Annotated in this window: 22 protein-coding genes; 16 read left to right on the top strand and 6 right to left on the bottom strand. The window is 71.6% G+C overall.

What is annotated here, in order from left to right; all coding sequences use genetic code 11:
* Positions 1-2 precede the first annotated feature (2 nt).
* The 14 genes from BLU55_RS11420 (at position 3) to BLU55_RS11355 (ending at position 16,241) form a co-directional block, all read left to right on the top strand.
* Positions 3-683 (top strand): NADH-quinone oxidoreductase subunit C, encoded by a 681-nt coding sequence (locus BLU55_RS11420; RefSeq protein ID WP_091733793.1) that lies wholly within the window; start codon positions 3-5, stop codon positions 681-683.
* Entirely contained in the window at positions 683-2,020 is a 1,338-nt protein-coding gene (locus BLU55_RS11415; RefSeq protein WP_091729714.1) for an NADH-quinone oxidoreductase subunit D, read from the top strand. Before BLU55_RS11420 ends, BLU55_RS11415 begins: the two co-directional genes overlap by 1 nt.
* Complete coding sequence (nuoE, locus tag BLU55_RS11410) at positions 2,017-2,925, top strand: NADH-quinone oxidoreductase subunit NuoE (RefSeq protein ID WP_091729711.1); 909 nt, start codon at positions 2,017-2,019, stop codon at positions 2,923-2,925. Before BLU55_RS11415 ends, nuoE begins: the two co-directional genes overlap by 4 nt.
* Positions 2,922-4,241: an NADH-quinone oxidoreductase subunit NuoF gene (gene nuoF, locus BLU55_RS11405; RefSeq protein ID WP_197680966.1), complete on the top strand. Its 1,320-nt coding sequence runs from the start codon at positions 2,922-2,924 to the stop codon at positions 4,239-4,241. Before nuoE ends, nuoF begins: the two co-directional genes overlap by 4 nt.
* Positions 4,238-6,733 (top strand): NADH-quinone oxidoreductase subunit G, encoded by a 2,496-nt coding sequence (locus BLU55_RS11400; protein ID WP_091729708.1) that lies wholly within the window; start codon positions 4,238-4,240, stop codon positions 6,731-6,733. The genes nuoF and BLU55_RS11400 overlap by 4 nt, the downstream gene beginning before the upstream one ends.
* A gap of 20 nt (positions 6,734-6,753) precedes the next feature.
* Positions 6,754-8,070 carry an NADH-quinone oxidoreductase subunit NuoH gene (gene nuoH, locus BLU55_RS11395; RefSeq protein WP_157682964.1) on the top strand — a complete coding sequence of 439 codons (1,317 nt, stop codon included), beginning with the start codon at positions 6,754-6,756 and terminating at the stop codon, positions 8,068-8,070.
* On the top strand, positions 8,070-8,624 hold the full coding sequence (gene nuoI / locus BLU55_RS11390; RefSeq protein WP_091729705.1) for an NADH-quinone oxidoreductase subunit NuoI: 555 nt from the start codon (positions 8,070-8,072) through the stop codon (positions 8,622-8,624). The genes nuoH and nuoI overlap by 1 nt, the downstream gene beginning before the upstream one ends.
* Positions 8,621-9,415: an NADH-quinone oxidoreductase subunit J gene (locus BLU55_RS11385; protein ID WP_091729702.1), complete on the top strand. Its 795-nt coding sequence runs from the start codon at positions 8,621-8,623 to the stop codon at positions 9,413-9,415. The genes nuoI and BLU55_RS11385 overlap by 4 nt, the downstream gene beginning before the upstream one ends.
* Entirely contained in the window at positions 9,412-9,711 is a 300-nt protein-coding gene (nuoK, locus tag BLU55_RS11380) for an NADH-quinone oxidoreductase subunit NuoK (protein ID WP_091729699.1), read from the top strand. Before BLU55_RS11385 ends, nuoK begins: the two co-directional genes overlap by 4 nt.
* Positions 9,712-9,778: 67 nt before the next feature.
* Complete coding sequence (gene nuoL / locus BLU55_RS11375; RefSeq protein ID WP_407938431.1) at positions 9,779-11,677, top strand: NADH-quinone oxidoreductase subunit L; 1,899 nt, start codon at positions 9,779-9,781, stop codon at positions 11,675-11,677.
* Positions 11,674-13,200, top strand: coding sequence for an NADH-quinone oxidoreductase subunit M (locus BLU55_RS11370; protein WP_091729697.1), 1,527 nt, complete (start codon positions 11,674-11,676; stop codon positions 13,198-13,200). The genes nuoL and BLU55_RS11370 overlap by 4 nt, the downstream gene beginning before the upstream one ends.
* On the top strand, positions 13,197-14,789 hold the full coding sequence (gene nuoN / locus BLU55_RS11365; protein ID WP_091729695.1) for an NADH-quinone oxidoreductase subunit NuoN: 1,593 nt from the start codon (positions 13,197-13,199) through the stop codon (positions 14,787-14,789). The genes BLU55_RS11370 and nuoN overlap by 4 nt, the downstream gene beginning before the upstream one ends.
* Before the next feature lie 59 nt (positions 14,790-14,848).
* The gene (locus BLU55_RS11360; protein WP_091733786.1) at positions 14,849-15,781 is read left to right on the top strand and encodes a polyprenyl synthetase family protein; all 933 of its coding nucleotides are present in this window, start codon (positions 14,849-14,851) and stop codon (positions 15,779-15,781) included.
* An 82-nt stretch (positions 15,782-15,863) separates the two neighbouring features.
* Positions 15,864-16,241: a DUF4190 domain-containing protein gene (locus BLU55_RS11355; protein WP_091729692.1), complete on the top strand. Its 378-nt coding sequence runs from the start codon at positions 15,864-15,866 to the stop codon at positions 16,239-16,241.
* A gap of 132 nt (positions 16,242-16,373) precedes the next feature.
* On the opposite strand, the gene BLU55_RS11350 is transcribed toward BLU55_RS11355, so the two are convergent.
* From BLU55_RS11350 to rarD, 4 genes are all read right to left on the bottom strand, one after another.
* Complete coding sequence (locus tag BLU55_RS11350) at positions 16,374-17,339, bottom strand: type IV toxin-antitoxin system AbiEi family antitoxin domain-containing protein (RefSeq protein WP_157682830.1); 966 nt, start codon at positions 17,337-17,339, stop codon at positions 16,374-16,376.
* 330 nt (positions 17,340-17,669) lie between these two features.
* Complete coding sequence (locus BLU55_RS11345; RefSeq protein ID WP_091729687.1) at positions 17,670-19,721, bottom strand: PhoX family protein; 2,052 nt, start codon at positions 19,719-19,721, stop codon at positions 17,670-17,672.
* A gap of 12 nt (positions 19,722-19,733) precedes the next feature.
* Positions 19,734-20,525: a hypothetical protein gene (locus BLU55_RS11340; protein ID WP_091729684.1), complete on the bottom strand. Its 792-nt coding sequence runs from the start codon at positions 20,523-20,525 to the stop codon at positions 19,734-19,736.
* 67 nt (positions 20,526-20,592) lie between these two features.
* Complete coding sequence (rarD, locus tag BLU55_RS11335; protein WP_231916834.1) at positions 20,593-21,513, bottom strand: EamA family transporter RarD; 921 nt, start codon at positions 21,511-21,513, stop codon at positions 20,593-20,595.
* 68 nt (positions 21,514-21,581) lie between these two features.
* Here rarD and BLU55_RS11330 point away from each other — a divergent pair, with 68 nt between their 5' ends.
* Both BLU55_RS11330 and BLU55_RS11325 read left to right on the top strand, forming a co-directional pair.
* Positions 21,582-22,043, top strand: coding sequence for an SRPBCC family protein (locus BLU55_RS11330; protein ID WP_091729681.1), 462 nt, complete (start codon positions 21,582-21,584; stop codon positions 22,041-22,043).
* A 59-nt stretch (positions 22,044-22,102) separates the two neighbouring features.
* The gene (locus BLU55_RS11325) at positions 22,103-23,482 is read left to right on the top strand and encodes an NAD-dependent succinate-semialdehyde dehydrogenase (RefSeq protein WP_091729679.1); all 1,380 of its coding nucleotides are present in this window, start codon (positions 22,103-22,105) and stop codon (positions 23,480-23,482) included.
* A 99-nt stretch (positions 23,483-23,581) separates the two neighbouring features.
* Here BLU55_RS11325 and BLU55_RS11320 read toward each other — a convergent pair whose 3' ends face one another.
* The gene (locus tag BLU55_RS11320) at positions 23,582-24,649 is read right to left on the bottom strand and encodes a 2-oxoacid:ferredoxin oxidoreductase subunit beta (RefSeq protein ID WP_091729675.1); all 1,068 of its coding nucleotides are present in this window, start codon (positions 24,647-24,649) and stop codon (positions 23,582-23,584) included.
* The gene (locus BLU55_RS11315; protein WP_091729673.1) at positions 24,646-26,532 is read right to left on the bottom strand and encodes a 2-oxoacid:acceptor oxidoreductase subunit alpha; all 1,887 of its coding nucleotides are present in this window, start codon (positions 26,530-26,532) and stop codon (positions 24,646-24,648) included. Before BLU55_RS11315 ends, BLU55_RS11320 begins: the two co-directional genes overlap by 4 nt.
* Positions 26,533-26,667 lie beyond the last annotated feature (135 nt).

Raw genomic sequence — 26,667 nt, 5'->3', positions numbered from 1 at the left:
GGATGCCCGAGAACGTCCCCGACCCCGGGGGCGAGCAGATCGGGCGTCGCGAGGGCATGTTCGGCGTCCGCGGCACCGGTGACACCTCCGGCTACGGCGGGCTGGTCAAGCCCGTCGAGATGCCGGCCGGCACCCAGCCGCCCTTCGGCGGCTGGATGGACGACGTCGCCGGCGCGCTCGCCGAGGCCTCGCGCTCCGCGGGCGTCGACGGCGCCGTCGAGAAGGTCGTCGTCCACCGCGGCGAGATCACGTTCTTCGTGCGTCGCGAGCACGTCGCCGTCCTGGCGGCGCGGCTGCGCGACGACGAGGCGCTGCGCTTCGAGCTGCTCTCGGGGATCAGCGGCGTGCACTACCCCGACGACCTGGGGCGCGAGCTCCACGTCGTCTACCACCTGCTCTCGATGACCCACAACCGCCGGATCCGGCTCGAGGTGGCGGTGCCCGACGGCGACGCCCACCTGCCGAGCGTGATCGCGACGTACCCCACGGCCGACTGGCACGAGCGCGAGACGTTCGACTTCTTCGGAGTCGTCTTCGACGGCCACCCGGCCCTGACCCGGATCCAGATGCCCGACGACTGGCCCGGTCACCCGCAGCGCAAGGACTACCCCCTGGGCGGCATCCCGGTGGAGTACAAGGGCGGGACGGTTCCCCCGCCCGACCAGCGGAGGAGCTACAACTGATGACTGCCGACCCGTACGCCGCGACCGAGTCCGAGACCAGCCAGGGACGCGTGTTCACCGTCACCGGCCAGGACTGGGACTCCATCACCGCGGGCATCAACGAGGAGCACGACAACAAGGTCGTGGTCAACATGGGGCCCCAGCACCCCTCGACCCACGGCGTGCTCCGCCTCATCCTCGAGCTCGAGGGCGAGACGGTCACCGAGGCCCGCTGCGGCATCGGCTACCTGCACACCGGCATCGAGAAGAACATGGAGTACCGCTCCTGGGTGCAGGGCGTCACCTTCTGCACCCGGATGGACTACCTCTCGCCCTTCTACAACGAGGCGACCTACGTCCTGGGCGTGGAGCGGCTGCTCGACGTCGAGGACCAGGTCCCCGAGAAGGCCCAGGTCATGCGGGTGCTCCTCATGGAGCTCAACCGGATCTCCTCCCACCTGGTCGCGATCGCGACCGGCGGCATGGAGATCGGCGCGCTGACCGTCATGACCATCGGCTTCCGCGAGCGCGAGCTGGTCCTCGACCTGTTCGAGCTGATCACCGGCCTGCGCATGAACCACGCCTTCATCCGCCCCGGCGGGGTGGCCCAGGACATGCCGCCCGGCGGCATCGACGCCATCCGCGACTTCGTGGCCCTGATGAAGAAGCGCCTGCCCGAGTACGCCGCCCTGTGCAACGCCAACCCGATCTTCAAGGCCCGCCTCCAGGGGGTCGGCCACCTCGACCTCGCCGGCTGCCTGGCCCTGGGGATCACCGGTCCGGTGCTGCGCTCGACCGGCTACCCGTGGGACCTGCGCAAGGCCCAGCCCTACTCCGGCTACGAGGACTACGACTTCGAGGTCGTGACCCGCGACAGCATGGACGCCTACGGCCGCTTCCGGATCCGGCTCGACGAGATGTGGGAGTCGCTCAAGATCGTCGAGCAGGCCACCAAGCGCCTCGTCGACCTCGAGGGCGCGCCGGTGATGATCGCCGACAAGAAGATCGCCTGGCCCAGCCAGCTCTCGATCGGCAGCGACGGCATGGGCAACAGCCTCGACCACATCAAGCACATCATGGGCGAGTCCATGGAGGCGCTGATCCACCACTTCAAGCTGGTGACCGAGGGCTTCCGCGTGCCGGCCGGGCAGGCGTACGTGCCGGTCGAGTCGCCCCGCGGCGAGCTCGGCGCCCACGTGGTCTCCGACGGCGGCACCCGCCCCTTCCGGGCGCACTTCCGCGACCCGTCCTTCGTCAACCTGCAGGCGACGTCGGTGATGAGCGAGGGCGGCCAGGTCGCCGACGTCATCGTCGCCATCGCCTCGATCGACCCCGTCATGGGAGGTGTCGACAGATGAGCGAGACCAGCGACCGGATCCCCGGCGCCGACGACGCGACCACCGCCTCGGCGATCTCGACCACGCAGACCCGCGCCGAGCCGCTCGACCCGGCGACGTACGCCGAGCTCGAGCAGATCGCGGCGCGCTACCCGCAGGCCCGCTCGGGCCTGCTGCCGATGCTGCACCTCGTGCAGAGCGTCGAGGGACGGGTCAGCTCGCGCGGCATCGAGGCGTGCGCGGCCATCCTCGGCATCAGCGCGGCCGAGGTGAGCGGCGTGGCGACCTTCTACACGATGTACAAGCGCCGCCCCGTGGGCGACTACCACGTCGGCGTCTGCACCAACACGCTGTGCGCGATCATGGGCGGCGACCAGATCTTCGAGCGGCTCAAGGACCACCTCGACGTCGGCAACGACGAGACCACCGAGGACGGCAGGATCACCCTCGAGCACATCGAGTGCAACGCGGCGTGCGACTACGCCCCGGTGATGACGGTCAACTGGGAGTTCATGGACAACATGACCCCGCAGTCGGCCACCGACCTCGTCGACGACCTGCGCAGCGGCACCGAGCGCACCTCGACCCGCGGACCCCGCCTGGTGACCTGGCGCGAGGCCGAGCGCGTGCTCGCCGGCTTCCCCGACGGCCTCGCCGACGAGGGCCCCTCGGCCGGACCGGCCTCGCTGCTCGGCCGCGAGATCGCCCGCGAGCGCGGCTGGACCGCCCCGAGCGTCGAGGAGGCCGCCGAGGCCCGCGACGACAAGGACCAGGGCGCCGACGTCGCCGAGGGCTCCACCACGAAGGACAAGGCCGCGGGCGCCCCCGAGGCCGAGCACACCGAGTCGGAGGCCGCGGTCGAGGACTCCGGCGCCGAGGCCAAGCACGAGGACAACCCGGCCAACCGCGGAGGGGACGAGAAGTGAGCAACCCCATCGACACCCTGACCCCGGTGCTCAGCGACAACTGGGGCACCGACGGCTCGTGGACCCTCGCGGGCTACGAGGCCCAGGGCGGCTACCGCGCCCTGCACAAGGCGCTGGCCATGGAGCCGGGCGAGGTCGTGGAGACCGTCAAGGCCTCCAACCTGCGCGGCCGCGGCGGCGCGGGCTTCCCCACCGGCATGAAGTGGGGCTTCATCCCGCAGGACAACCCCAACCCGAAGTACCTCGTGGTCAACGCCGACGAGTCGGAGCCGGGCACCTGCAAGGACACCCCGCTCATGATGGCCAGCCCCCACACGCTGGTCGAGGGCGTCATCATCAGCGCCTACGCGATCCGCGCCAGCCACGCCTTCATCTACGTGCGCGGCGAGATCCTCCACGTGATCCGCCGCCTGCAGCGCGCGGCGCAGGAGGCCTACCTCGCCGGCCACCTCGGCGAGGACATCCACGGCTCGGGCTACAGCCTCGAGCTGGTCGTCCACGCCGGCGCCGGCGCCTACATCTGCGGCGAGGAGACGGCGCTGCTCGACTCGCTCGAGGGTCGCCGGGGCCAACCGCGGCTGCGGCCGCCGTTCCCGGCCGTCGCCGGCCTCTACGCCAGCCCGACCGTGATCAACAACGTCGAGTCGATCGCCTCGGTCCCCAGCATCATCGACCGCGGCGCCGAGTGGTTCGCCTCGATGGGCACCGAGAAGTCCAAGGGCTTCGGGATCTTCTCGCTCTCGGGCCACGTCGCCAACCCCGGTCAGTTCGAGGCGCCGCTCGGCATCACGCTGCGCGAGCTGATCGACCTCGCCGGCGGCATGCGGGCCGGTCACGAGCTGAAGTTCTGGACCCCGGGCGGCTCCTCGACCCCGCTGCTCACGGCCGAGCACCTCGACGTCCCCCTCGACTTCGAGGGCGTCGCGGGGGTCGGCTCGATGCTCGGCACCCGCGCCCTGCAGCTGTTCGACGAGACCACCTGCGTGGTCCGCGCCGTGCTCCGCTGGACCGAGTTCTACAAGCACGAGTCCTGCGGCAAGTGCACCCCGTGCCGCGAGGGCACGTGGTGGCTGGTGCAGACCCTGGCCAACCTCGAGCAGGGCAAGGGCCAGCCGTCCGACCTCGACATGCTCGACGACGTGTGCGACAACATCCTGGGTCGCTCGTTCTGCGCCCTCGGCGACGGGGCGACCAGCCCGATCACGTCCTCGATCCAGCACTTCCGCGACGAGTACCTCGCGCACCTGACCCACGGCGGGTGCCCGTTCGACCGCGAGGCCTCGACCGTCTTCGCCCGCGAGGGGGCCCACGCATGACCACCACCCCGGAGAAGTCGAAGGAGACCGCCCCCGAGCGCTCCGACGAGGTCACCGTGACCATCGACGGCGTCGAGGTGTCGGTGCCGAAGAACACCCTGGTGATCCGGGCCGCCGAGCGCATCGGCGTCCAGATCCCGCGGTTCTGCGACCACCCGCTGCTCGCCCCGGTCGGCGCCTGCCGCCAGTGCCTGGTCGACGTGCCCGACGCCGGCAACGGCCGCCCGATCCCCAAGCCGCAGGCCTCCTGCACGCTCACGGTCGCCGAGGGCATGGTCGTCAACACCCAGGCCACCAGCCCGGTCGCCGACAAGGCGCAGCAGGGCGTGATGGAGCTGCTGCTGATCAACCACCCGCTCGACTGCCCCGTGTGCGACAAGGGCGGCGAGTGCCCGCTGCAGAACCAGGCGATGAGCAACGGCCGCGGCGAGACCCGCTTCGTGGAGCACAAGCGGCTCTACCCCAAGCCCATCAACATCTCGGCCCAGGTGCTGCTCGACCGCGAGCGCTGCGTGCTGTGCGCCCGCTGCACCCGCTTCTCCGAGCAGATCGCCGGCGACCCGTTCATCGCGCTGGTCGAGCGCGGGGCGCTCCAGCAGGTCGGCATCTACGAGAAGGAGCCCTTCGAGAGCTACTTCTCCGGCAACACCATCCAGATCTGCCCGGTCGGGGCGCTGACCTCCTCGGCGTACCGCTTCCGCTCGCGGCCCTTCGACCTGGTCTCCACGCCCTCGGTCTCCGAGCACGACGCCTGCGGCTCCGCGATCCGCGTCGACCACCGGCGCGGCAAGGTGATGCGCCGCCTGGCCAGTGACGACCCGCTGGTCAACGAGGAGTGGATCACCGACAAGGACCGCTTCGGGTTCCTGTGGGCCCGCCAGGACGACCGGCTGACCCACCCCCGGGTGCGCGACGCCGAGACCGGCGAGCTCCGCGCCGCCAGCTGGCCCGAGGCCTTCGCGGTCGCCGCCCGCGGTCTCGACGCCGCCCGCGCGGCCGGCGGGGTCGGCGTGCTGACCGGTGGCCGGCTCACGGCCGAGGACGCCTACGCGTACGCCAAGCTGGCCCGCGTGGCGCTCGGCACCAACGACGTCGACTTCCGCGCCCGTACGCACTCGGCCGAGGAGGCGGAGTTCCTGGCCGCCCACGTGGTCTCCACGGGTCCGCACGGCGACGCCGTCACCTACGCCGACCTCGAGACCGCCCGCGCGGTGCTGCTGGTCGGCCTCGAGCCCGAGGACGAGGCCGGCACGATCTTCCTGCGGCTGCGCAAGGCGGCCCGCTCGGCCGTCGGCGCCCGGATCTGGTCGGTGGCGCCGTTCACCTCGCGCGGCCTGCACAAGATGTCCGGCACCCTGATCCCCACCCGCCCCGGCGACGAGGCACGGGTGATCGAGGGCCTGGCCCACGACGGCACCGTCGCGCTCGACAGCGGCGCCGTCATCCTCGTCGGCGAGCGCCTGGCCGCGGTGCCGGGTGCCCTCGGCGCGGTCTCCACGCTGGCGCGCACGACCGGCGCCCGGATCGCCTGGGTCCCGCGACGAGCCGGCGACCGCGGTGCGCTCGAGGTCGGCGCGCTGCCGACGCTGCTGCCCGGTGGCCGCCCCGTGGCCGACGCCGCGGCGCGGGTCGACCTGGCCGCCGCCTGGGGCGTGGACCACCTGCCCGAGACCCCGGGTCGTGACACCGACGCCATCCTGACCGCGCTGGCCGCGGGCGAGCTGCGCGGCGCCGTCGTCGGCGGCGTCGACCCGGCCGACCTGCCCGACCCGGAGCTGGCCCTGGCCGCGCTCGACGCGGCCGAGTTCGTGGTCTCGCTCGAGGTCCGCGAGTCCGAGGTGACCCGACGCGCCGACGTCGTGCTGCCGGTCGCGCCGCCGACCGACAAGTCCGGCACCTTCGTCAACTGGGAGGGGCGCGTGCGCCGCTTCGACAAGGTGCTGCACGTGCCGTCCTCGCTCCCCGACGTGCGGGTCCTGGCCGGCATCGCCGAGGAGCTCGGGACGCCCCTGGGCTTCCGGGCCCCGGAGCAGGCCTGGGCCGAGATGGGCCAGCTCGGCGCCTGGGACGGCGAGCGTGCGACCACCGTGGGTGCGGTCGAGGACGAGGTGACCTCCGAGGAGGCCGTCACGGCCCACGCCGACTTCGACGGCTCGCTCGTGCTCGCGTCCTGGAAGCAGCTGCTCGACGACGGCCGCCTGCAGGACGGCGACGAGCCGATGCGCGCCACCGCCCGCAAGCCGGTCGTCCTGGTCGCGCCCGCCACCCTCGAGGCGCTCGGCGCCACGGCCGGCGACACGGTCGTGCTCGCCGGGCCGCTGGGGTCGGTCGAGCTCCCCGTCGGGGTCGCCGACCTCGCCGAGGGCACCGTCTGGGCGCCCGCCAGCGCACCGGGCGTCTCCGTGCGGCACCTCGTCGGCCCCGCCGGCAGCCCGGTGTCGCTGACCGTGGGCGCCGCCAGCTCCCTCACCACCACCGGAGGCCTCTCGTGAGCCTGCTGCTGCCCGTGCCGATGGCCGAGGCCGGTCTCGAGGCCTTCGGCCAGGACCCGGTCTGGCTGGTCATCCTCAAGGCCGTGCTGATCTTCGTGGTGCTGGTGCTGCTGACGCTGTTCAACATCTGGTGGGAGCGCCGGGTGGTGGCGCGGATGCAGCACCGCATCGGCCCCAACCGCCACGGACCCTTCGGGCTGCTGCAGAGCCTCGCCGACGGCGTGAAGCTGGCGCTCAAGGAGGACATCGTCCCCAAGGCCGCCGACAAGGTCGTGTTCGTCATCGCCCCGGTGATCGCGGTGATCCCGGCCTTCGTGACGTTCTCGGTGATCCCGTTCGGCCCCGAGGTGAAGGTGCCGTTCTCCGACATCACCACCCCGCTGCAGCTGACCGACATGCCGGTCGCGGTCATCTTCGTGATGGCGATCGCCTCGATCGGCATCTACGGCATCGTGCTCGGCGGCTGGTCCAGCGGGTCGACGTACTCCCTGCTGGGCGGGCTGCGCTCGAGTGCCCAGATGATCTCCTACGAGGTCGCCATGGGCCTGGCCCTGGTCGCGGTCTTCCTGCACGCCGGCTCGATGTCGACCTCGCAGATCGTGGCCGCGCAGAGCGACGTGTGGTTCGTGTTCACGCTGATCCCCTCGTTCGTGATCTACGTGATCGCGATGGTGGGGGAGACCAACCGGGCGCCCTTCGACCTCCCCGAGGCCGAGGGCGAGCTCGTCGGCGGCTTCCACACCGAGTACAGCTCGCTGAAGTTCGCCCTGTTCTTCCTCGCCGAGTACATCAACATGGCCACCGTCTCGGCGCTGGCCACGACGCTGTTCCTCGGCGGCTGGCGCGCGCCGTTCGGCATCGCCCAGGTCTGGGAGGGCGCCAACGAGGGCTACTGGCCCTTCATCTGGTTCATGGGCAAGACCCTGGCCTTCATCTTCATGTTCATCTGGCTGCGCGGCTCGCTGCCGCGGCTGCGCTACGACCAGTTCATGGCCTTCGGCTGGAAGGTGCTCATCCCGGCCTCGATCGTGTGGATCGTGGCCGTGGCCGCCATTCGCGTGGTCGACCTGGAGGGCGGCTTCGACCGCCGCTACATGATCGGCCTGGCCGCCGTGGTCGGCGTCCTGATCCTGGCGCTGCTGTTCGTGCCGGAGAAGAAGGAGCCCGAGCCGGTCGCCGACGACCAGCCCTTCGACGCCTTCGCCGGCGGCTACCCGGTGCCCCCCATGCCCGGCACCACCGCCGCCACGACCAGCGTCACGGCCGGCCGCCACGCCGCCGTCGGCGCGTCCGACGAGTCCCGCAGTCCCCGATCCGACGCAGGAGGCCACCGCTGATGGCGACGCTCAAGGAACAGCTCTGGGACCCGGTCGCCGGGTTCGGGGTCACCTTCCGGACGATGTTCCGCAAGGTGGTGACCGAGCAGTACCCCGAGCAGAAGGAGCCCACGGCCCCGCGCTTCCACGGCCGGCACCAGCTCAACCGCTGGCCCGACGGCCTGGAGAAGTGCGTCGGCTGCGAGCTGTGCGCGTGGGCGTGCCCCGCCGACGCGATCTACGTCGAGGGCGCCTCCAACACCGAGGACGACCGCTTCAGCCCCGGTGAGCGCTACGGCCGCGTCTACCAGATCAACTACCTGCGCTGCATCCTGTGCGGCCTGTGCATCGAGGCGTGCCCGACCCGTGCGCTGACGATGACCAACGAGTACGAGCTGGCCGACAACAACCGCGCCGACCTCATCTACGAGAAGCAGGACCTGCTGGCCCCGCTGCTCCCCGGGATGGAGCAGCCGCCCCACCCGATGCGCCTGGGCGCCGACGAGGGCGACTACTACCGCGGCACGCTGCGCCGCCAGGACCCCCAGGAGCCGCAGGGAGGGACCGAGTCGTGATCGCCTTCTGGATCCTGGCGCCCGTGATGGTGGTGTGCGCCCTGGGGCTGCTGTTCGCCCGCAAGGCGGTGCACTGCGCGCTGCTGCTCGCGGTCGTGATGATCAGCCTCGCGGTGCTCTACGCCGTGCTCGAGGCGCCGTTCCTGTTCGCCATCCAGATCATCGTCTACACCGGCGCGATCCTGATGCTGTTCCTGTTCGTGCTGATGCTCGTCGGCGTCGACGCCTCGGACTCCGTGGTGGAGACGATCCGCGGCCAGCGCGTGCTGGCCACGCTGGTCGGCCTGCTCTTCGGCGTCACCATGGTCGTCGGCGTGGCCCAGGTCAGCGTCGGCACCGTGGTCGGCCTCGACGACGCCAACGCGGAGGGCAACGTCCTGGGCATCGCGCGGGTGCTGTTCACGCAGTACGTCTTCGCCTTCGAGGTCACCTCGGCGCTGCTCATCACCGCGGCGCTGGGCGCGATGGTGCTCGCCCACCGCGAGCGCCTGACCCCCAAGCTCAGCCAGGCCGACGTCGCCGCGCAGCGGATGCGCGACTACGCCGACCACGGCAAGCACCTCGGCCCGCTGCCCGCTCCCGGCGTCTTCGCGCGCCACAACGGCGTGGACACCCCGGCGCTGCTGCCCGACGGCACCACCTCCGACCTGTCGGTCTCGCGCGTGCTGGCGGCCCGCGGGTCGGTCAACCGCGCCCCGGGCAGCGCCATCCAGGTGCAGCGTCTCGGCGGGGGCGACGAGACGGTCTCCGACCGTGACGACTCGAGCGACGGGGGAGGTGCGGGCCGATGAGCGTGACCCCCTTCATCGTGCTCTCCGCGATCCTGTTCACCATCGGCGCCATCGGCGTGCTGACCCGGCGCAACGCGATCGTGGTGTTCATGTGCGTGGAGCTGATGCTCAACGCCAGCAACCTCGCGCTGATCACCTTCGCCAAGGCCAACGGCAACCTCGAGGGCCAGATCGCGGCGTTCTTCGTCATGGTCGTGGCCGCAGCCGAGGTGGTGGTCGGGCTCGCGATCATCATGACCATCTTCCGCACGCGTCGCTCGGCCTCGGTCGACGACGCCAGCCTGCTGAAGTATTGAGGGGCAGACTTCCGTGATCTCATCCGCGATCCACGTCCTCGCCGCGGAGGGTGGTGGCACCCCTCCGGTGGTCGACCCCTCCGCGGCCGGCTCACTGGCGCTGCCACTGGTGCTGGTCATCGCGCTCCCCGCGCTGGGGGCGGCGGTGCTGCTTCTCGGCGGGCGCCGCACCGACGCCTGGGGCCACCTGCTCGGCACCGCCACCGTCGTGGGCTCCTTCGTGTGCTCGCTGTGGCTCTTCCTCGGCATCCTCGGTCGCGGGGCCGAGGACCGGCAGCTCGGCCTCGACCTGTGGACGTGGTTCTCCACCGGTGCGTGGGAGGTGAAGCTCGGGCTGCTCTACGACCCGCTCTCGGCGCTGTTCCTGCTCCTCATCACCGGGGTGGGCGCGCTCATCCACGTCTACTCCATCGGCTACATGGAGCACGACGTCCGCCGTCGCCGCTTCTTCGCCTACCTCAACCTGTTCGTCGCGGCGATGCTCGTGCTGGTGCTCTCCTCGGACTACGTCGGGGTGTTCCTGGGCTGGGAGGGCGTCGGCCTGGCGTCGTACCTGCTGATCGGGTTCTGGCAGCACAAGCCGTCGGCCGCCGCGGCCTCCAAGAAGGCCTTCGTCATCAACCGCGTCGGTGACATCGGGCTCTCGCTCGGTGTCGGCCTGATGCTGGTCACCTTCGGGACGACCTCCTTCGACCGCGTCTCCGAGCTGACCAGCGGCGCCTCGGGCGGCGTGATGACCGCGATCGGCCTGCTCCTGCTGCTGGCCGCCTGCGGCAAGTCGGCGCAGTTCCCGCTGCAGACCTGGCTGCTCGACGCGATGGAGGGCCCGACCCCCGTGTCGGCCCTGATCCACGCGGCCACCATGGTCACCGCGGGCGTCTACCTGATCGTCCGCTCGCAGTTCGTCTTCGAGTACACCGACGCCGCCCGCCTCGCGGTCGCGATCATCGGCACCATCACGCTGCTGATGGGTGCCTGGATCGGCTGCGCCAAGGACGACATCAAGAAGACGCTCGCCGGTTCGACGATGAGCCAGATCGGCTACATGGTGCTGGCCTCGGGCCTGGGCGTCGCGGGCTACGCCTTCGCGATCTTCCACCTGCTCACCCACGGCGCCTTCAAGGCCAACATGTTCCTCGGCGCCGGCTCGGTGATGCACGGCACCGACGACGACGTGGACATGCGCCACTACGGTGCGCTGCGCAAGGCGATGCCGGTCACCTTCATGACCTTCGCGATGGGCTACCTCGCGATCATCGGGTTCCCCGGCTTCTCCGGCTTCTGGTCCAAGGACAAGATCATCGAGACCGCGCTGGCCGAGAACCTCGTGCTCGGCATCTGCGCGCTCCTGGGTGCCGGCGTCACGGGCTTCTACATGACGCGGCTGATGCTCATGACGTTCTTCGGCCGGGACCGCTGGGAGCCCGGCGTGCACCCGCACGAGTCGCCCAAGGTGATGACGTTCCCCCTGGTCGCGCTCGCCGCGCTCTCGGTGCTCGGCGGCTTCCTGCTGCTCAACGACTGGATCGTGGGCTTCCTGGCCCCCGTCACCGGCGAGGCCGTCGAGCACGAGCCGCCGCTGCCGCCGCTGGTGATCAGCGTGCTCGCGGTCCTGGTCGTGGCGATCGGCGTCGCGGTGGCGTTCGCCCTCTTCGGTCGGCGCGAGGTGCCCCGCGAGGCGCCCACGAAGGTCTCGGTCCTCACGACCATCGGCCGCAACGAGCTCTACGGCGACGCCATCAACCAGGGCCTCGTCGTCGAGCCCGGCAAGAACCTGACCTCCGGCCTGGCGGTCTTCGACCGCACCGTGGTCGACGGCGGCGCCATGGGGACGGCAGCCTCGATGGGCGGGCTGTCCCGCGCCGTGCGCCGCGCCCAGAACGGCTTCGTGCGCTCCTACGCGCTCTCCCTGCTGGCCGGGGCTGCCCTCGTCCTGCTCGCACTCGTGGTGGTGAACCTCGCATGACGCTCCCGTGGCTGACCATCCTGCTGCTGCTGCCGATCCTCGGGTCGGTCGTGGTCGCGCTGCTGCCCGCCCGCGCGGCGGCCAACGCCCCCAAGCTCCTGGCCCTGGGCTTCTCGGTCCTGACCCTGGTGCTCGGCATCGGCATCGCCGTGGCCTACCAGCCCGGCACCGGCCTCCAGTTCGAGGAGCAGGTCTCCTGGATCAAGCTGTTCGGCGCCTACTACGCGCTGGGCCTGGACGGCATCGGGCTCACGCTCGTGCTCCTGACCGTGATCCTGACCCCGATCGTGATGCTGGCCTCCTGGGAGGACGGTGAGGGCGGCCGCTGGGGCGCCAAGGGCCTGTTCGCGTGGATGCTGGCGCTCGAGGGGCTCTCGATCGGCGTCTTCGCCGCGACCGACGTGTTCCTCTTCTACGTCTTCTTCGAGGCGACGCTGATCCCGGTCTACTTCATGGTCGCCGGCTACGGCGGCCCCGACCGGGTCCGCGCGGCGGTCAAGTTCCTGCTCTACTCGCTGACCGGCGGCCTGGTCATGCTGGCCTCGGTGATCGGCCTGTACGTCGTGTCCTCCGACGCCGGCAGCCCGTCGTACCTGGTCACCGACCTGGCGCAGCTCGACATCGGCACCACGGCCGGGCGCTGGATGTTCGCCGGCTTCTTCATCGCCTTCGCGATCAAGGCGCCGATGTTCCCGGTGCACACCTGGCTGCCCGACACGACCGAGCAGGCGACGCCGGGCACCTCGGTGCTGCTGGTGAGCGTGCTCGACAAGATCGGCACCTTCGGGATGATCCGGTTCTGCCTGGAGATCTTCCCCGAGGCCTCGCGCTGGGCCACGCCGGTCGTGATCGTGCTGGCCGTCATCAGCATCCTGTACGGCGCCCTCATGGCCATCGGCTCGAGCAACATCCCGCGCCTGATCGCCTACACCAGCGTGTCCCACTTCGGCTTCATCGTGCTGGGCATCTTCGTGATGAACAGCCAGGGCCTCTCGGGCGCCAACCTCTACATGTTCAACCACGGCCTCTCCACCGCCGCGCTGTTCCTGGTCACCGGCTACCTGGTCTCGCGGCGCGGGTCGGCCCGGATCGAGGACTTCGGCGGCGTCGAGAAGGTCGCGCCGGTGCTGGCCGGGCTGATGCTCGTCGCCGGACTGTCGTCGCTGGCGCTGCCCGGCATGTCGCCGTTCGTCTCCGAGCTGCTCGTCATGGTCGGCGCGTTCGTCTACTCGCCCTGGGTCGCGGCGTTCGCCGTGCTCGGCATCGTGCTGGCCGCGATCTACGTGCTGTGGCTCTACCAGCGCACGATGACCGGCCCGGTCCGCGAGGGCGTCGCCGGCATGCGCGACCTCAACGCCCGCGAGATCGGCGCGCTGGCGCCCTTGGTGGCGCTGATCGTCGTGCTCGGCTTCTACCCGCAGCCGCTGCTCGACGTCATCAACCCGGCGGTCGAGCACACCTTGTCCCAGGTCGGCCAGGTCGATCCGCAACCCACCGTGACCGAAGGGGAGGCCAGCGAGTGAACGGCTTCGACGCCCCCAAGATCGAGTACTTCACCGTCTCGCCGATCCTCATCGTCCTGGCCGCCGCCGTCATCGGCGTGCTGGTCGAGGCGTTCGCCTCGCGCCGCCTGCGCTACCCGCTGCAGGTCGCGGTCTCCCTGGCCGGGCTGCTCGCCGCCTTCGTCACCGCGGCGGTCGTGATGTCGCGCCTCAACCCCGTCAGCGGGGACGTCAAGCCCGGCAAGGTCGTGGCCGAGGGCGCGCTGGCCGCCGACGGCCCCGCCGTCTTCTGCTGGCTGCTGATCCTGGTGCTCGGCATGATGAGCGTGCTGCTCTTCGCCGAGCGCCGCGTCGAGAGCGGCGTGCTCACCTTCGCCGGCCAGGCCGCGGCGCTGCCCGGCACCGAGGCCGAGCGCGAGGCCTCCACCCAGGGGCTGGAGCACACCGAGGTCTTCCCACTGGCCCTGTTCGCGATCTCCGGCATGCTGCTGTTCCCGGCCGCCAACGACCTGCTCACCATGTTCGTCGCGCTCGAGGTGCTCTCGCTGCCCCTCTACCTGCTGTGCGGGCTGGCGCGTCGCCGCCGCCTGCTCAGCCAGGAGGCCGCGCTCAAGTACTTCCTGCTCGGCGCCTTCAGCTCCGGCTTCTTCATCTACGGCATCGCCCTGGTCTACGGGTACGCCGGGTCGATGGGCTTCGCGCAGATCGCCCAGGCCGTGGAGAGCGGCGGCGGCAGCCGTGGCCTGCTCCTCGGTGGCGTCGCCCTGATGGCGGTCGGCCTGCTCTTCAAGGTCGGCGCCGCGCCGTTCCACTCCTGGACCCCCGACGTCTACCAGGGTGCGCCCACCGCGGTGACGGCCTTCATGGCCGCCTCCACCAAGGTGGCGGCGTTCGGCGCGATGCTGCGGCTGTTCTACGTCGCCTTCGGCGCCAACCGCACCGACTGGACCCCGATGATCTGGGCGGTGGCCATCCTCACCATGGTGGTCGGCTCGGTGCTCGCGATCAGCCAGACCGACATCAAGCGCATGCTGGCGTACTCCTCGATCGCCCACGCGGGCTTCATCCTCACCGGCTTCCTCGGCATCCGGTCGCTGACCGACGTCGCCGTCGGCAGCCTCACCGGCGTCAGCGCGGTGCTGTTCTACCTGACCACCTACGGCTTCACGACGCTGGCGGCCTTCGCCCTGGTGACCGTGGTCCGCGACGGCGGCGGCGAGGCCACCCACCTCTCGCGCTGGCAGGGCCTGGGCAAGGAGTCGCCGCTGGTGGCCGGCACCTTCGCCTTCCTGCTGCTCGGCATGGCGGGCATCCCGCTCACCAGCGGCTTCACCGGCAAGTGGGCGGTCTTCGCGGCCGCGCTGTCGGTGGGGGCCTGGCCGGTGGTGATCGTGGCGGTGCTGATGTCGGCCGTGGCGGCGTACTTCTACGTCCGCGTGATCGTGCTGATGTTCTTCGCCGAGCCCGTCGGCGAGGGCCCGAGCGTGACCCGCCCGAGCCTGATGACCTCGGGCGTGATCGCCGTGGGCACCCTGATGACGCTGCTGCTCGGCATCGTGCCGGGCGCCCTGATCGACCTCCTGGGTCGCGTGGGAGTATTCATCAGGTGAGCGCACCCCTCGCCCTGCCCATCCTCGACCACGCGCTCGAGGCGCGGCTGCGCCGACGGATGGACGAGGTCGAGGTCGCCCTGGCCGAGCACGTGGTGAGCGAGGCCGCCTTCGTCACCACGGCGGCGCGCCACCTCATGGACGCCGGCGGCAAGCGGTTCCGGCCGCTGCTGGTGCTCCTCGCCGCCGAGGCGGGGGAGCGGCCCGACCACCCCGACGTGCTGCTCTCGGCGTGCGTCGTCGAGCTGACCCACCTCGCCTCGCTCTACCACGACGACGTCATGGACGAGGCCGACCTGCGTCGCGGCGCCGCGTCGGCCAACGCGCGGTGGGACAACCACGTCGCGATCCTCACCGGCGACTTCCTGTTCTCCAAGTCCTCCGAGCTGACCGCCGAGCTCGGCGCCGACGCCGTGCGCATCCAGGCCCAGACCTTCACCTCGCTGGTGGAGGGGCAGATCCTCGAGACCCTCGGCCCCGCCGACGGCGCCGACCCGCTGGAGCACCACCTGCGCACCGTCGCCGGCAAGACCGGCTCGCTGATCGCGACCTCCGCCCGCTACGGCGCCCGCTTCGCCGGCACCCCGACCGACGTCGAGGACGCGCTGCACGAGTACGGCGCCAAGGTCGGCGTGGCCTTCCAGCTCTCCGACGACATCCTCGACATCGCCTCCGAGAGCGAGGAGTCCGGCAAGACCCCGGGCACCGACCTCCGCGAGGGCGTGCCGACGCTGCCGGTGCTCATCGCCCAGCGCTCCACCGATCCGGCGGACGCACGTCTGGTCGAGCTGGTGTCCGCGCCGCTGACCGACGACGCCCTGCACGCCGAGGCGCTCGAGCTGCTCCGGGCCCACCCGGCGCTGGCCGAGGCCCGGGCCTACGTCATCAACCTCGCCAACGAGGCCAAGTCGCTGCTCAAGGTGCTGCCGGAGGGGCCGGTGCGCACCGCGCTCGAGGCCTTCGCCGACGTCGTCGCCACCCGGACGGCCTGAACTCCCGCCTGCGGGCCGCCCCGCTCGGTACGCTCCCCTCGCCGCGCATCCGTCCGGGGGGCGCTGACGAGAGGAACTACGGATGTCCCAGAACTTCCCACCGTCCGGTGGAGGGTACGACTCGGCGCCTCCGCCGCCGCCCGGAGGCGGTGGCTACGGTGCCCCGCCGCCCGGCTACGGCCCGCCCGCCGGCGGGAGCAACAAGAAGGCCATCTGGTCGCTCGTCCTGGGCATCCTCGGCCTCGTCTGCTGCGGCTTCTTCACCGGCATCCCGGCCGTCATCCTCGGCAAGCAGGCCCAGAAGGAGATCGACGCCACCGGCGGCGCCCAGTCCGGCCGCGGCCTGGCCACCGCGGGCTTCGTGCTCGGCATCATCGCCATCCTGCTCGGCATCCTCGGCGTGATCCTCAGCCTGACCGGCGTCATCGACTACAACTTCTCCACCTCGACCAGCCCCTGAGCCGGCCGTGACGCGACGGGCCGCCCCCGGTGGGGGGCGGCCCGTCGTGCGGTGTCCGGGGCCTGGCGGTTTCCCAGGGGCCCCTGGGAAACCGCTGCTTCCCCGGGTGCGCAGCGCCGGGGAAGTGGCGGATCACCCGGGGAAGTGGTCGCCGCGCTGCGCGGCGTACGTCGCCAGCATCCGCCTCGTCCGCGCGGCCAGCCGGTCGGGCGCGGACAGGTCGGCCCAGGTGTAGCGGATCATCCCGAACCCCGTCGCCTCCCGCAGGGCGTCCTCCCGCACCTTCTCCGCGTAGACCACCTCGGAGACGTCCTGTCCGGGCCGGAGCAGCCGCCCGTACTTGATCCGGCCGTCGAACTCGCCGAGCAGCCGGTACTGCGGCCAGGCGAAGTCGGTGGTGCCGACGAGCCGGCCGTGGTGGTCGCGGACCTCGTACTGGAGGACGGGCGCCGGGAGGTGCTGTCGGAAGAACGCGTAGCGGGTGCGGCTCTCCCCGGGGGACTGCGCGCCCTCCCGGGCGAGCCGGGCGACGATCTGGAGGGGCCGGGAGTGCGGCGTACGGGCCCGCTCGCGGTACGCCGCGGCCACCTGCTCCGGGTCGCCGAGTCCGAGGTGGAACAGCGAGTCGATGGCGACCACCCCGGCCTCGATGCCGTGCAGTGCGGCGGCGCCAAGGCACGACCGGACGGGTTCGAGACCCAGCCCGGCGCCGAGCGGCTGCGCGTGGTCCGCCAGCCCTGGTCCCTCGTGGTAGACGACGTCCTTGCTCTGACCACCCGACAAGCCGTCGAGCCGGACCACGTGGACGCGCTCGAGGTCCGGCCGCCAGAGGCTGACGCCGTGCTCCGCGGCGGCCGAGGTGTGGCTCAGCATGACGCGCTCGCCGTGCCGCAGCTGCACCGCTCGGCCACGGAGCCGGAAGCGCCACAGGTCGTCGCCGTCCTGCCAGGTGTCGGCACCGACGTAGGCGCCGTGGCGGACGCGGACCAGGACGCGCTCGCGCAGGGCGGTTCGCAGGTCGCTGTCCTCGTAGCCCGCCGCAAGCGCCTCCTGGCGCAGGAACAGGCCGTGACGGTGGAGGGTGAGCAGGTCGTCCATGTCGACACCCTGCGCGAGCTGGGCCTGACCCTCCACCCTCGATGCATCCGCCTGTGGAAAACCCTCGTGGCGGCGGCTGGAGCGGGGCGTGCTCCCCCGGTGAACCTGCCGCTCACCTGTCGTTGCTGGGCCCGGGAAGCGGCGGTTTCCCAAGGGCCCCTGGGAAACCGGTCCATCACCGGGGCGGCCACGACGCCAACAGCCGGGCCCGCTCGCGAGGAGCGGACCCGGCTGCGCGGCGTACTGCCCGGGGTGAACTGCTGCTTCCCCGGGTTCGCAGGGACGGGGAAGCAGCGGTTTCCCAAGGGCCCCTGGGAAACCGCAGCCGCCTCAGCCCAGGTAGTTGACCACCACCGCAGGGCGGGGGAAGTCGTCGGTGCCGGGCCAGGTGGAGGAGGGGTTCTCGAAGGTGGCGCCGTCGGTCTCGCCGGGGTGCTGGACGGCGATGAACACCGAGCGCTGGTCGGCGGAGATGAGCGGGCCGCAGGTCTCGGCGCCGGTCGGGACGGTGAGGAACTGCTCGACGTGGCCGCGCTTGGCGCCCGAGACGGGGACCCGGAAGAGGCCGTCGTGGGAGCCGAGCTGGTTGCCGTCGGTGGAGATCCACAGGTTGCCGACGGCGTCGAAGGCGACGTTGTCGGGGCAGCTGATGGGGCTGACCTGCTGCTTGGGGTAGCCCGCGAAGTAGGTCTCGGGGGCGTCGGGGTCGCCGCAGACCAGCATCAGGTCCCAGGTGAAGGTCGTCGCGGCGTGGTCGCCCTTGCCGGGGCTGATCTCCAGGACGTAGCCGTTGCGGTTGCCCGACCTGGTGGTCAGCGGGCCGCCGAGCTCGGCGCGGGTCTGGCTCTGGGCGAGCGGGTTCGCCTCGTCCGTGGGGTACGACGTGCCGCGGTTGCTGTTGTTGGTCAGCGCGCAGTAGACCTTGCCGTTGACGGGGTTGGGCTCGATGTCCTCGGGCCGGTCCATCTTGGTCGGGCCCACCTTGTCGGCGGCCAGGCGGGTGTCGATGAGGACGTCGGCGACGCTCATGCCGGGCACGAACGACTTCGTGTCCGAGGTCAGCGGGATCCACTGGCCGGTGCCGTCGTAGACGCCGTCGCCGGTGCCGTCGCCGGTGAACTTGGCGACGTAGAGGGTGCCCTCGGTGAGCAGCTGCAGGTTGCGGCGGCGGGCGGCGCGGCCCTTCCGGGGGTCGAAGCGCCGGGCGGAGACGAACTTGTAGATGTAGTCGCCCCGCTCGTCGTCGCCCATGTACGCCACGGCGCGGCCGCCGCGGGAGATCGCGACGTTGGCGCCCTCGTGCTTGAAGCGGCCGAGCATCGTCTGCTTGCGCGGCGAGGACGACGGGTCGGAGGGGTCGACCTCGACGATCCAGCCGAACCGGAAGGGCTCGTGCGGCTCGGTGCTGAGGTCGAAGCGCGGGTCGACCTCGCTCCAGCCGCGGCTGCCCGAGCCGGTCAGGCCGTAGCGGGCGTACGACGCGGTGTAGCGCGCGTCGAGCTCGCCGGACTTGTCGAAGTAGCCGTTGAAGTTCTCCTCGCCCGAGAGCACCGTGCCCCAGGGTGTGGTGCCGCCGGCGCAGTTGCCGAAGGTGCCGCGCACCTTGCGCCCGGTCGGGTCGGCGGCGGTCCGCAGCCGCTTCTCGCCGGCGGCGGGGCCGGCGACGGTGAAGACGGTGGTGCCGGTGATGCGGCGGTTGCCGCGGGCCGAGCGCACGGGGACCTGCTCCCAGGAGCCCAGCCGGCGGCCGCGGCGGATGTCGACCACGGACATGCCGTGGGACTGGATGGCGATCTTCTTGATGGTGGCCGAGTCGTAGCGCCCGGTCGGGAACATCAGGTTCTCGTCGGTGTACTCGTGGTTGGTCACCAGCTGCGCACGGTTGCGGCCGGTGGGCAGCACGCCGACGTAGTCGTTGTTGTAGCCGAACTGCAGCGCGGCCGACTGGGGCGTCTGGCTGTCGACGTCGAACTCGGGGGAGTTCTTGAACAGCCGGTCGCCCCACTTGACGACGACGTCGGAGCGGTAGCCCCGGGGCACCACGACGCGGTCGCTGCGGTTGGGCTTGACGGGGGTGAAGGCGGCGGTGCCGACACCGCCACCGCGGCGGGCGGCGGCGGGGGCCGCGGCCGGCGCGGACGCGGCGGCAGCGGGGGCGGCGTTGACGCCGGCGACGGCCAGGGCGCCGAGGCCGGCGGCGCCGGCCTTGAGGACGGAGCGACGGGCCAGCGCACGAGCGGCGACCTCGTGGAACTCCGGGTTGTCGGTGGTGTTCGGCATCGGCTTGAAGCAGGCGTCGGCACAGCGGTAGTGGCAGGTGGCCGCGCTGCGCGAGCCGTGGGGGCCCTCGGTGAAGAGCGGGAGGAGCGTGCGCTGGGTCATCGGGTCTCCGAGTCAGGCTGAGGTGGACAGGGCCACCCAACCGAGCGCAGCGGGACTCCCGGTGACTCCCAGGTGAACGCTCGAGGACGCCGAGGTCTCGGAGCGGGCACGGGACGGCCTCCGGGGCCGGCGCGGCGCCGCCCGTCGCGGCCGGTCAGGGAGCGCCGGACAGCCCCCGGCCCGTCGCGTCCTCGCGCTCGCGCAGCGTGTCACCGGGGTCGCCGCCCGGCCACGGGGGCGTGCGCCGCAGCACCCGGCCCAGCTCGTCAGGGAGCGGCCCGCCTGGGCGCGGGTCCACGCGCCGTCCGGACCGGGGTCGGCCACCGGGGACGGTCGCTCGTCCTCGACGGACAGGAAGCTGGTCATCGTCAGGGGGAACCACTCCCGGTCGCGCACCAGCGGCACCACGAGGTAGCCCGACAGGGGCCGCTGCCACGGGTCCTGGACCGCCACGCGGGACGGGGGTGCGGGCGAGCCGGGCCGGCGCCACACCACGTCGCGCACGCGCAGCCTCGTCTCCCAGTAGTGCCAGTCGCCACCGTCCTCGTCGGACTGCTCCACCACCTCGGCGCTCTGGTCCTCCACCTCGACGACCACGACCGCGTCGGCGATCGTCACCACCGAGCGCAGGTCGGCGTCGGAGAAGCGGTTGTCCTCGTTGGCCTGCGCCTCGAGGACCCCGGTCCCGACGTACGCCCCGGGCGGGCCGCTCGGCGTCTCGGTCGCCGGCGGCCCGCCGCACGCGAGGAGGCCCAGCAGGCACGCCACGACCCCGGTGGTCACCGTCGTCGTGCGCAGCTGCACCGTCGCCTCCTCGTGGGGTGTGCCGGTGGGACGCAACCCGCGCCCGGTCGGTTCCGCGCCGGCGACCTCAGATCGCGACGGCCTCGGCGGCGTCGCGCAGGTGGCGCCGGTGGTGCTCGAGCGCCTCGACGGTGAAGACGGCCAGGGCCGCCCAGACCATCACGAACCCGATCCACTTGACCGGGCTCATGTCCTCGCCGAAGACCACCAGGCCGAGCACGAACTGCAGCGTGGGCGCGAGGTACTGCAGCAGCCCGATCGCGGTCATGGAGACCCGGGTGGCGGCCGCGCCGAAGCAGATCAGCGGCACGGCGGTGACCAGGCCGGTCGTCACCAGCAGGACGGCGTGCGAGACGCCGTGGCTGGCGAAGCCGCCGTCGCCGGTCGCCTGCAGCCAGACCAGGTAGCCGAGCGCGAGCGGCAGCAGCACCACCGTCTCGAAGGTCAGGCTCTCGACGGCGCCCACGTCGGCCTGCTTCTTCATCAGGCCGTAGGTGCCGAACGACCCGGCCAGCAGGAAGGCCACCCACGGCGGGTGGCCGTAGTCGACGGCCAGCACCACCACGGCCAGCGTCGCCAGTGCGACCGCGCCCCACTGGGCCGGCCGCAGCCGCTCGCCCAGCACCACGACGCCGAGGATGACGGTCACCAGCGGGTTGACGAAGTAGCCCAGCGAGACCTCGACGACGCGGCCGGCGTTGACGCCGTAGATGAAGCCGCCCCAGTTGAAGGCGATCACCACCGCGGCCGCGGTCAGCAGCAGCACGACCCGTCGGTCGCGCACCAGCGTCCGCAGCTGGGGCGTGCGGCGCAGCAGCAGCGTGAGCGCCACCATCGTCAGCAGCGACCAGCAGACCCGGTGGGCCAGGATCTCCACGGCGCCGGCGGGCTGCAGCAGCGGCCAGTACAGCGGGAACAGCCCCCACATGGCGTACGCCGCGGCGCCGAGCAGCAGGCCCCGTCGCTGCTCGGTGGTGGGGTCGCTCACGTCATCACCGTACGCCGCGGACGCTCCTGACAGCGCCACGGGGGCCGCGCGAGGTCTAGCCTGCCGGCATGGGCACCTACACCGTCGAGCGCAGCACCGTCGTCGAGGCACCGGCCGACCGGCTCCACGGCCTGGTCGCGGACCTCCGCCAGTGGACGCTGTGGTCCCCGTGGGAGGGCCTCGACCCCGACCTGGAGCGCACCTACACCGGTCCCGACGCGGGCGTCGGCGCGCGCTACGCCTGGTCGGGCAACCGTAAGGCGGGCAGCGGCTCGATGGAGGTCGTCGAGGACCGCGCCGAGCAGGTCGACCTCGACGTGGAGTTCCTCAAGCCGTTCCGCTCGCAGAGCCGCAGCAGCTTCGTGCTCGCGCCGCGCGGGTCGGCGACCGAGGTCACCTGGCGGATGACCGGCGAGCAGTCCGGGCTGATGGGGGTGCTCGGCAAGGTGGTGCCGATGGACAAGCTCATCGGCAAGGACTTCGAGAAGGGCCTGGCCCGGCTCAAGGCCGTGGCGGAGCACACGGCCTGAACCACCGACCGGCCCGTCCGAGGCTGGTCGAGCCACCCCGGTGCGGGTACACATGGAGCATGTCTGCCTACGCCACCGTCAACCCCGCCACCGGGGAGACCGTCAAGGAGTTCCCCGAGCTCGACGCCGCCGGGGTCGAGGACGCCCTCGCCCGCTCCACCACCGCCTACTCCACCTGGCGCACCACGAGCCCCGCGCAGCGCGCGGAGGTGCTCACCGCCGTCGCGAAGGCCTACGGCGAGCGCGAGCAGGAGCTCGCCGAGCTGATCGCCCTCGAGATGGGCAAGCCCGTGCGCCAGGCCGTCGGCGAGGTCCAGCTCTCCGCCGCCATCTACCAGTGGTACGCCGACCACGGCCCCGGCCTGCTCGAGGACGTCGAGCTCGACGTCCCGGGTGCCGAGAAGTCGCTGGTCCGCACGCTGCCGATCGGGCCGCTGCTGGGGATCATGCCGTGGAACTTCCCCTACTACCAGGTGGCGCGGTTCGCCGCCCCCAACCTGATGCTGGGCAACACCATCGTGCTCAAGCACGCGCCCAGCTGCCCCCAGTCGGCGCTGGTGATGGAGGAGATCTTCGCCGCGTCCGGCCTGACCCGCGACGCCTACGTCAACGTCTTCGCCACCAACGACCAGATCGCCGAGATGATCGCCGACCCGCGCATCCAGGCGGTGTCCCTCACCGGCAGCGAGCGCGCCGGTGCCGCGGTCGCCGAGGTGGCGGGCCGCAACCTGAAGAAGGTCGTGCTCGAGCTCGGCGGCTCCGACGCCTTCATCGTGCTCGACTCCGAGGACCTCGACGCGACCGTGAAGTCCGCGACCCGTGGCCGGATGTCCAACACCGGCCAGGCCTGCAACGCCGCGAAGCGCTTCGTGGTCGCCGAGCCGCTCTACGACCAGTTCGTGGAGAAGCTCACCGCCTCCTTCGCCGCGATGAGCCCCGGCGACCCGCTCGACCCGAAGACCGCCATCGGCCCGCTGTCCTCGCAGCAGGCGGCCGACACCCTGGCGGCCCAGGTCGACAAGGCCGTCGAGCAGGGCGCGACCGTGCTCGTCGGCGGCAGCAAGGTCGAGGGCCCCGGCGCCTTCTTCGAGCCCACGCTGCTGGCCGGCGTGACGCCCGAGATGGACGCGTTCGGCGAGGAGCTGTTCGGCCCCGTCGGCGTCGTCTACAAGGTCGGTTCCGTCGACGAGGCGGTCGAGCTGACCAACTCCTCGTCCTTCGGGCTCAGCGGCTCGGTCTGGAGCAGCGACACCGAGCTGGCCCAGCAGACCGCCGACCGGCTCGAGGTCGGCATGGCCTTCGTCAACGAGCACGGCACCACCATGCCGGGCCTGCCCTTCGGTGGCGTCAAGCGCTCCGGCTTCGGCCGCGAGCTCGGCCCCTGGGGCATGGAGGAGTTCGCCAACAAGAAGCTGGTGCGGGTCTCCTCGCCCAGCTGACCCGGGGTCACCGCGCCGGGCAGACCCCGGCACACCACCGCGCCGGTCCCCACGAGGGGGCCGGCGCGGTGCGTCGTGCGGGGTGCGAGCGCTGGACGCTCAGACGACCGTCCAGGTGTCGCTGCCGCTGATGAGCGAGGCCAGCGCGGCCTTCTGGTCGGTCTGCGCGGACGCCGCGGTGCGGATCTGGGCGCGCGCCTGGTCGTCGTACGTCGCCCGCTCGACCTGCCGGAACACGCCGATCGGCGACTGGTGAAGCACACCGGCGTCGGTGAGCCGCGAGATCGCGAAGGCGGTCGTGGGGTCGTCGAGGTGCGCGTCGTGGACGATCAGGTCGGCCGCGTCGACGTCGGCGGTCTCCACGACCTCGACGCCGCCGGTGGCCGCCCGCACCAGGCCCTTGGACCCGCCGGTGCCGAAGCGGATCGGCTCGCCCTGGACCAGCGGGATGATCGCGTCGGCCTTGGTGTCGGGGTTCTTGATGGCGTCGAAGGCGCCGTCGTTGAAGATCGGGCAGTTCTGGTAGATCTCCACCAGCGCGGTGCCCCGGTGGGCCGCCGCCGCGCTGAGCACCGAGGTGAGGTGCTTGCGGTCGGAGTCGATGGTGCGGGCCACGAAGGTCGCCTCGGCGCCCAGGGCCAGCGAGACCGGGTTGAACGGGTGGTCCACGGAGCCGGCGGGGGTCGACTTGGTGACCTTGCCGGGCTCGGAGGTGGGGGAGTACTGCCCCTTGGTGAGGCCGTAGATCCGGTTGTTGAACAGCAGGATCTTGAGGTTCACGTTGCGGCGCATGGTGTGGATCAGGTGGTTGCCGCCGATCGAGAGCGCGTCGCCGTCACCGGTGACCACCCACACCGAGAGGTCCTCGCGCTGGGTGGCGATGCCGCTGGCGATCGCCGGCGCGCGGCCGTGGATGGAGTGCATCCCGTAGGTGTCGAGGTAGTAGGGGAACCGCGACGAGCAGCCGATGCCCGAGACGAAGACGATGTTCTCCTTGCGCAGCCCGAGGTCGGGCAGGAACGACTGCACGGCCTTGAGCACGGCGTAGTCGCCGCACCCGGGGCACCAGCGCACCTCCTGGTCGGAGGTGTAGTCCTTGCCGGTCAGCTTGTCGTCCGTGGTGGGGACGCCCTGCAGACCGGGGAAGGGGAGCTCTGCGGTGGTCATCGGGTCTCCTTGGTCGTCTCGACGAGGTCGGTGATCGCGTCGGCGAGCTCGGCGGCCTTGAGCGGCAGGCCGCGCACCTGGTTGTAGCCGACCGCGTCGACGAGGTACTTCGCGCGGACCAGCAGGGAGAGCTGCCCGAGGTTCATCTCGGGGATCAGCACCTTGTCGTAGCCCTGGACGATCTCGCCCAGGTCCTTGGGGAAGGGGTTGAGGTGGCGCAGGTGGACCTGCGCGACGTCGTGGCCGGCCTTGCGGACCCGGCGGCACGCCGCGCCGATCGGGCCGTACGTCGAGCCCCAGCCGAGCACCAGCACCTTGGCCCGCCCAGACGGGTCGTCGACCTCCAGCGGCGGGAGCGACTCGGCGATGCGGTCGACCTTGGCCTGGCGGATCCGGACCATGTAGTCGTGGTTGGCCGGGTCGTAGGCGATGTTGCCGTGGCCGTCGCCCTTCTCCAGACCGCCGATGCGGTGCTCGAGACCGGCGGTGCCGGGGACGGCCCACGGCCGGGCCAGGGTCTCCTCGTCGCGCAGGTAGGGCCAGAAGTCGGTGGTGGTCTCGCCGTCCTTGCCGGTGACCTCGTGGTTGTGCGCGGTCGCGAACGCCGGGTCGATCACGGGCAGGTCGTCGACCTCGGGGATGCGCCACGGCTCGGAGCCGTTGGCGAGCATGCCGTCGGAGAGCAGCATCACCGGCGTGCGGTAGGTGACCGCGATCCGCACCGCCTCGACGGCGGCGGTGAAGCAGTCGCCGGGGGACTGGGGCGCCACGATCGGCACGGGCGACTCGCCGTTGCGGCCGAACATCGCCTGCAGCAGGTCGGCCTGCTCGGTCTTGGTGGGCAGGCCGGTCGAGGGGCCGCCGCGCTGCACGTCGACGATCACCAGCGGCAGCTCGGTCATCACCGCGAGGCCGATGGTCTCCGACTTGAGCGCGATGCCGGGGCCCGAGGTGCTGGTGACGCCCAGCGAGCCGGCGAACGACGCCCCGAGGGCCGCGCCGATGCCGGCGATCTCGTCCTCGGCCTGGAAGGTCGTCACGCCGAACCGCTTGTGCTTGCTCAGCTCGTGGAGGATGTCGGAGGCCGGGGTGATCGGGTAGGTGCCGAGGAAGACCGGCAGCCCCGAGGCGACGCCGCCGGCGACCAGGCCGTAGGCGAGCGCCAGGTTGCCGGTGATGTTGCGGTAGGTGCCGGCGCTCATCGGGGCCGGCTTGACCTCGTACTGGACGGCGAACGACTCGGTCGTCTCGCCGAAGAAGTAGCCCGCCTTGAAGGCCGTCACGTTGGCGTCGCGGATCGCGGGCACCTTGGCGAAGCGCCGCTCCAGGAAGGAGACGGTGGTCTCGGTCGGGCGGCCGTACATCCACGAGAGCAGGCCCAGGGCGAACATGTTCTTCGCACGGCTGGCGTCCTTGCGGGACAGGCCGAACTCCTTGACCGCCTCGACGGTCATGCCCGTCAGGTCGAGCACGTTGAGGGTGTAGTCGCTCAGCGAGTCGCCCTCGATGGGGTTCTCGGCGTACCCCGCCTTGGTGAGGTTGCGGCCGGTGAAGTCGTGGCTGTCGACGATGATCGTCGTGCCGGCCTTCATGTCCGGGAGGTTGGCCTTGAGCGCCGCGGGGTTCATCGCCACCAGCACGTCGGGGGAGTCGCCCGGCGTGAGGATGTCGTGGTCGGCGAAGTGCACCTGGAACGACGACACGCCCGGCAGCGTCCCCTGGGGAGCGCGGATCTCGGCCGGGAAGTTGGGCAGCGTCTGGAGGTCGTTGCCGAAGGCCGCCGACTCCTGCGTGAAGCGGTCGCCCGTCAGCTGCATGCCGTCACCGGAGTCACCGGCGAAGCGGATGATCACGCGGTCGAGCTGCTTGACCTGCTTGGCCACAGGACTGTCCTCATCTCTGTCTCGGAGCGGGCGTCGGGGGCGGGACACCAAGGTCCAACGATAGTCGGCGGGTGCACGGAGCAGGGCGCGTCTCCGCCCCCGAGACGCCTCGCGGAGGCTCGGGAGGGGCCCGCT

Origin of the sequence: Nocardioides scoriae (assembly GCF_900104965.1) — a bacterium.
Classification (GTDB): Bacteria; Actinomycetota; Actinomycetes; order Propionibacteriales; family Nocardioidaceae; genus Marmoricola; species Marmoricola scoriae.
Note: the sequence above shows the minus strand (reverse complement) of the source record. Positions and strands in the feature narration are given on the sequence as shown.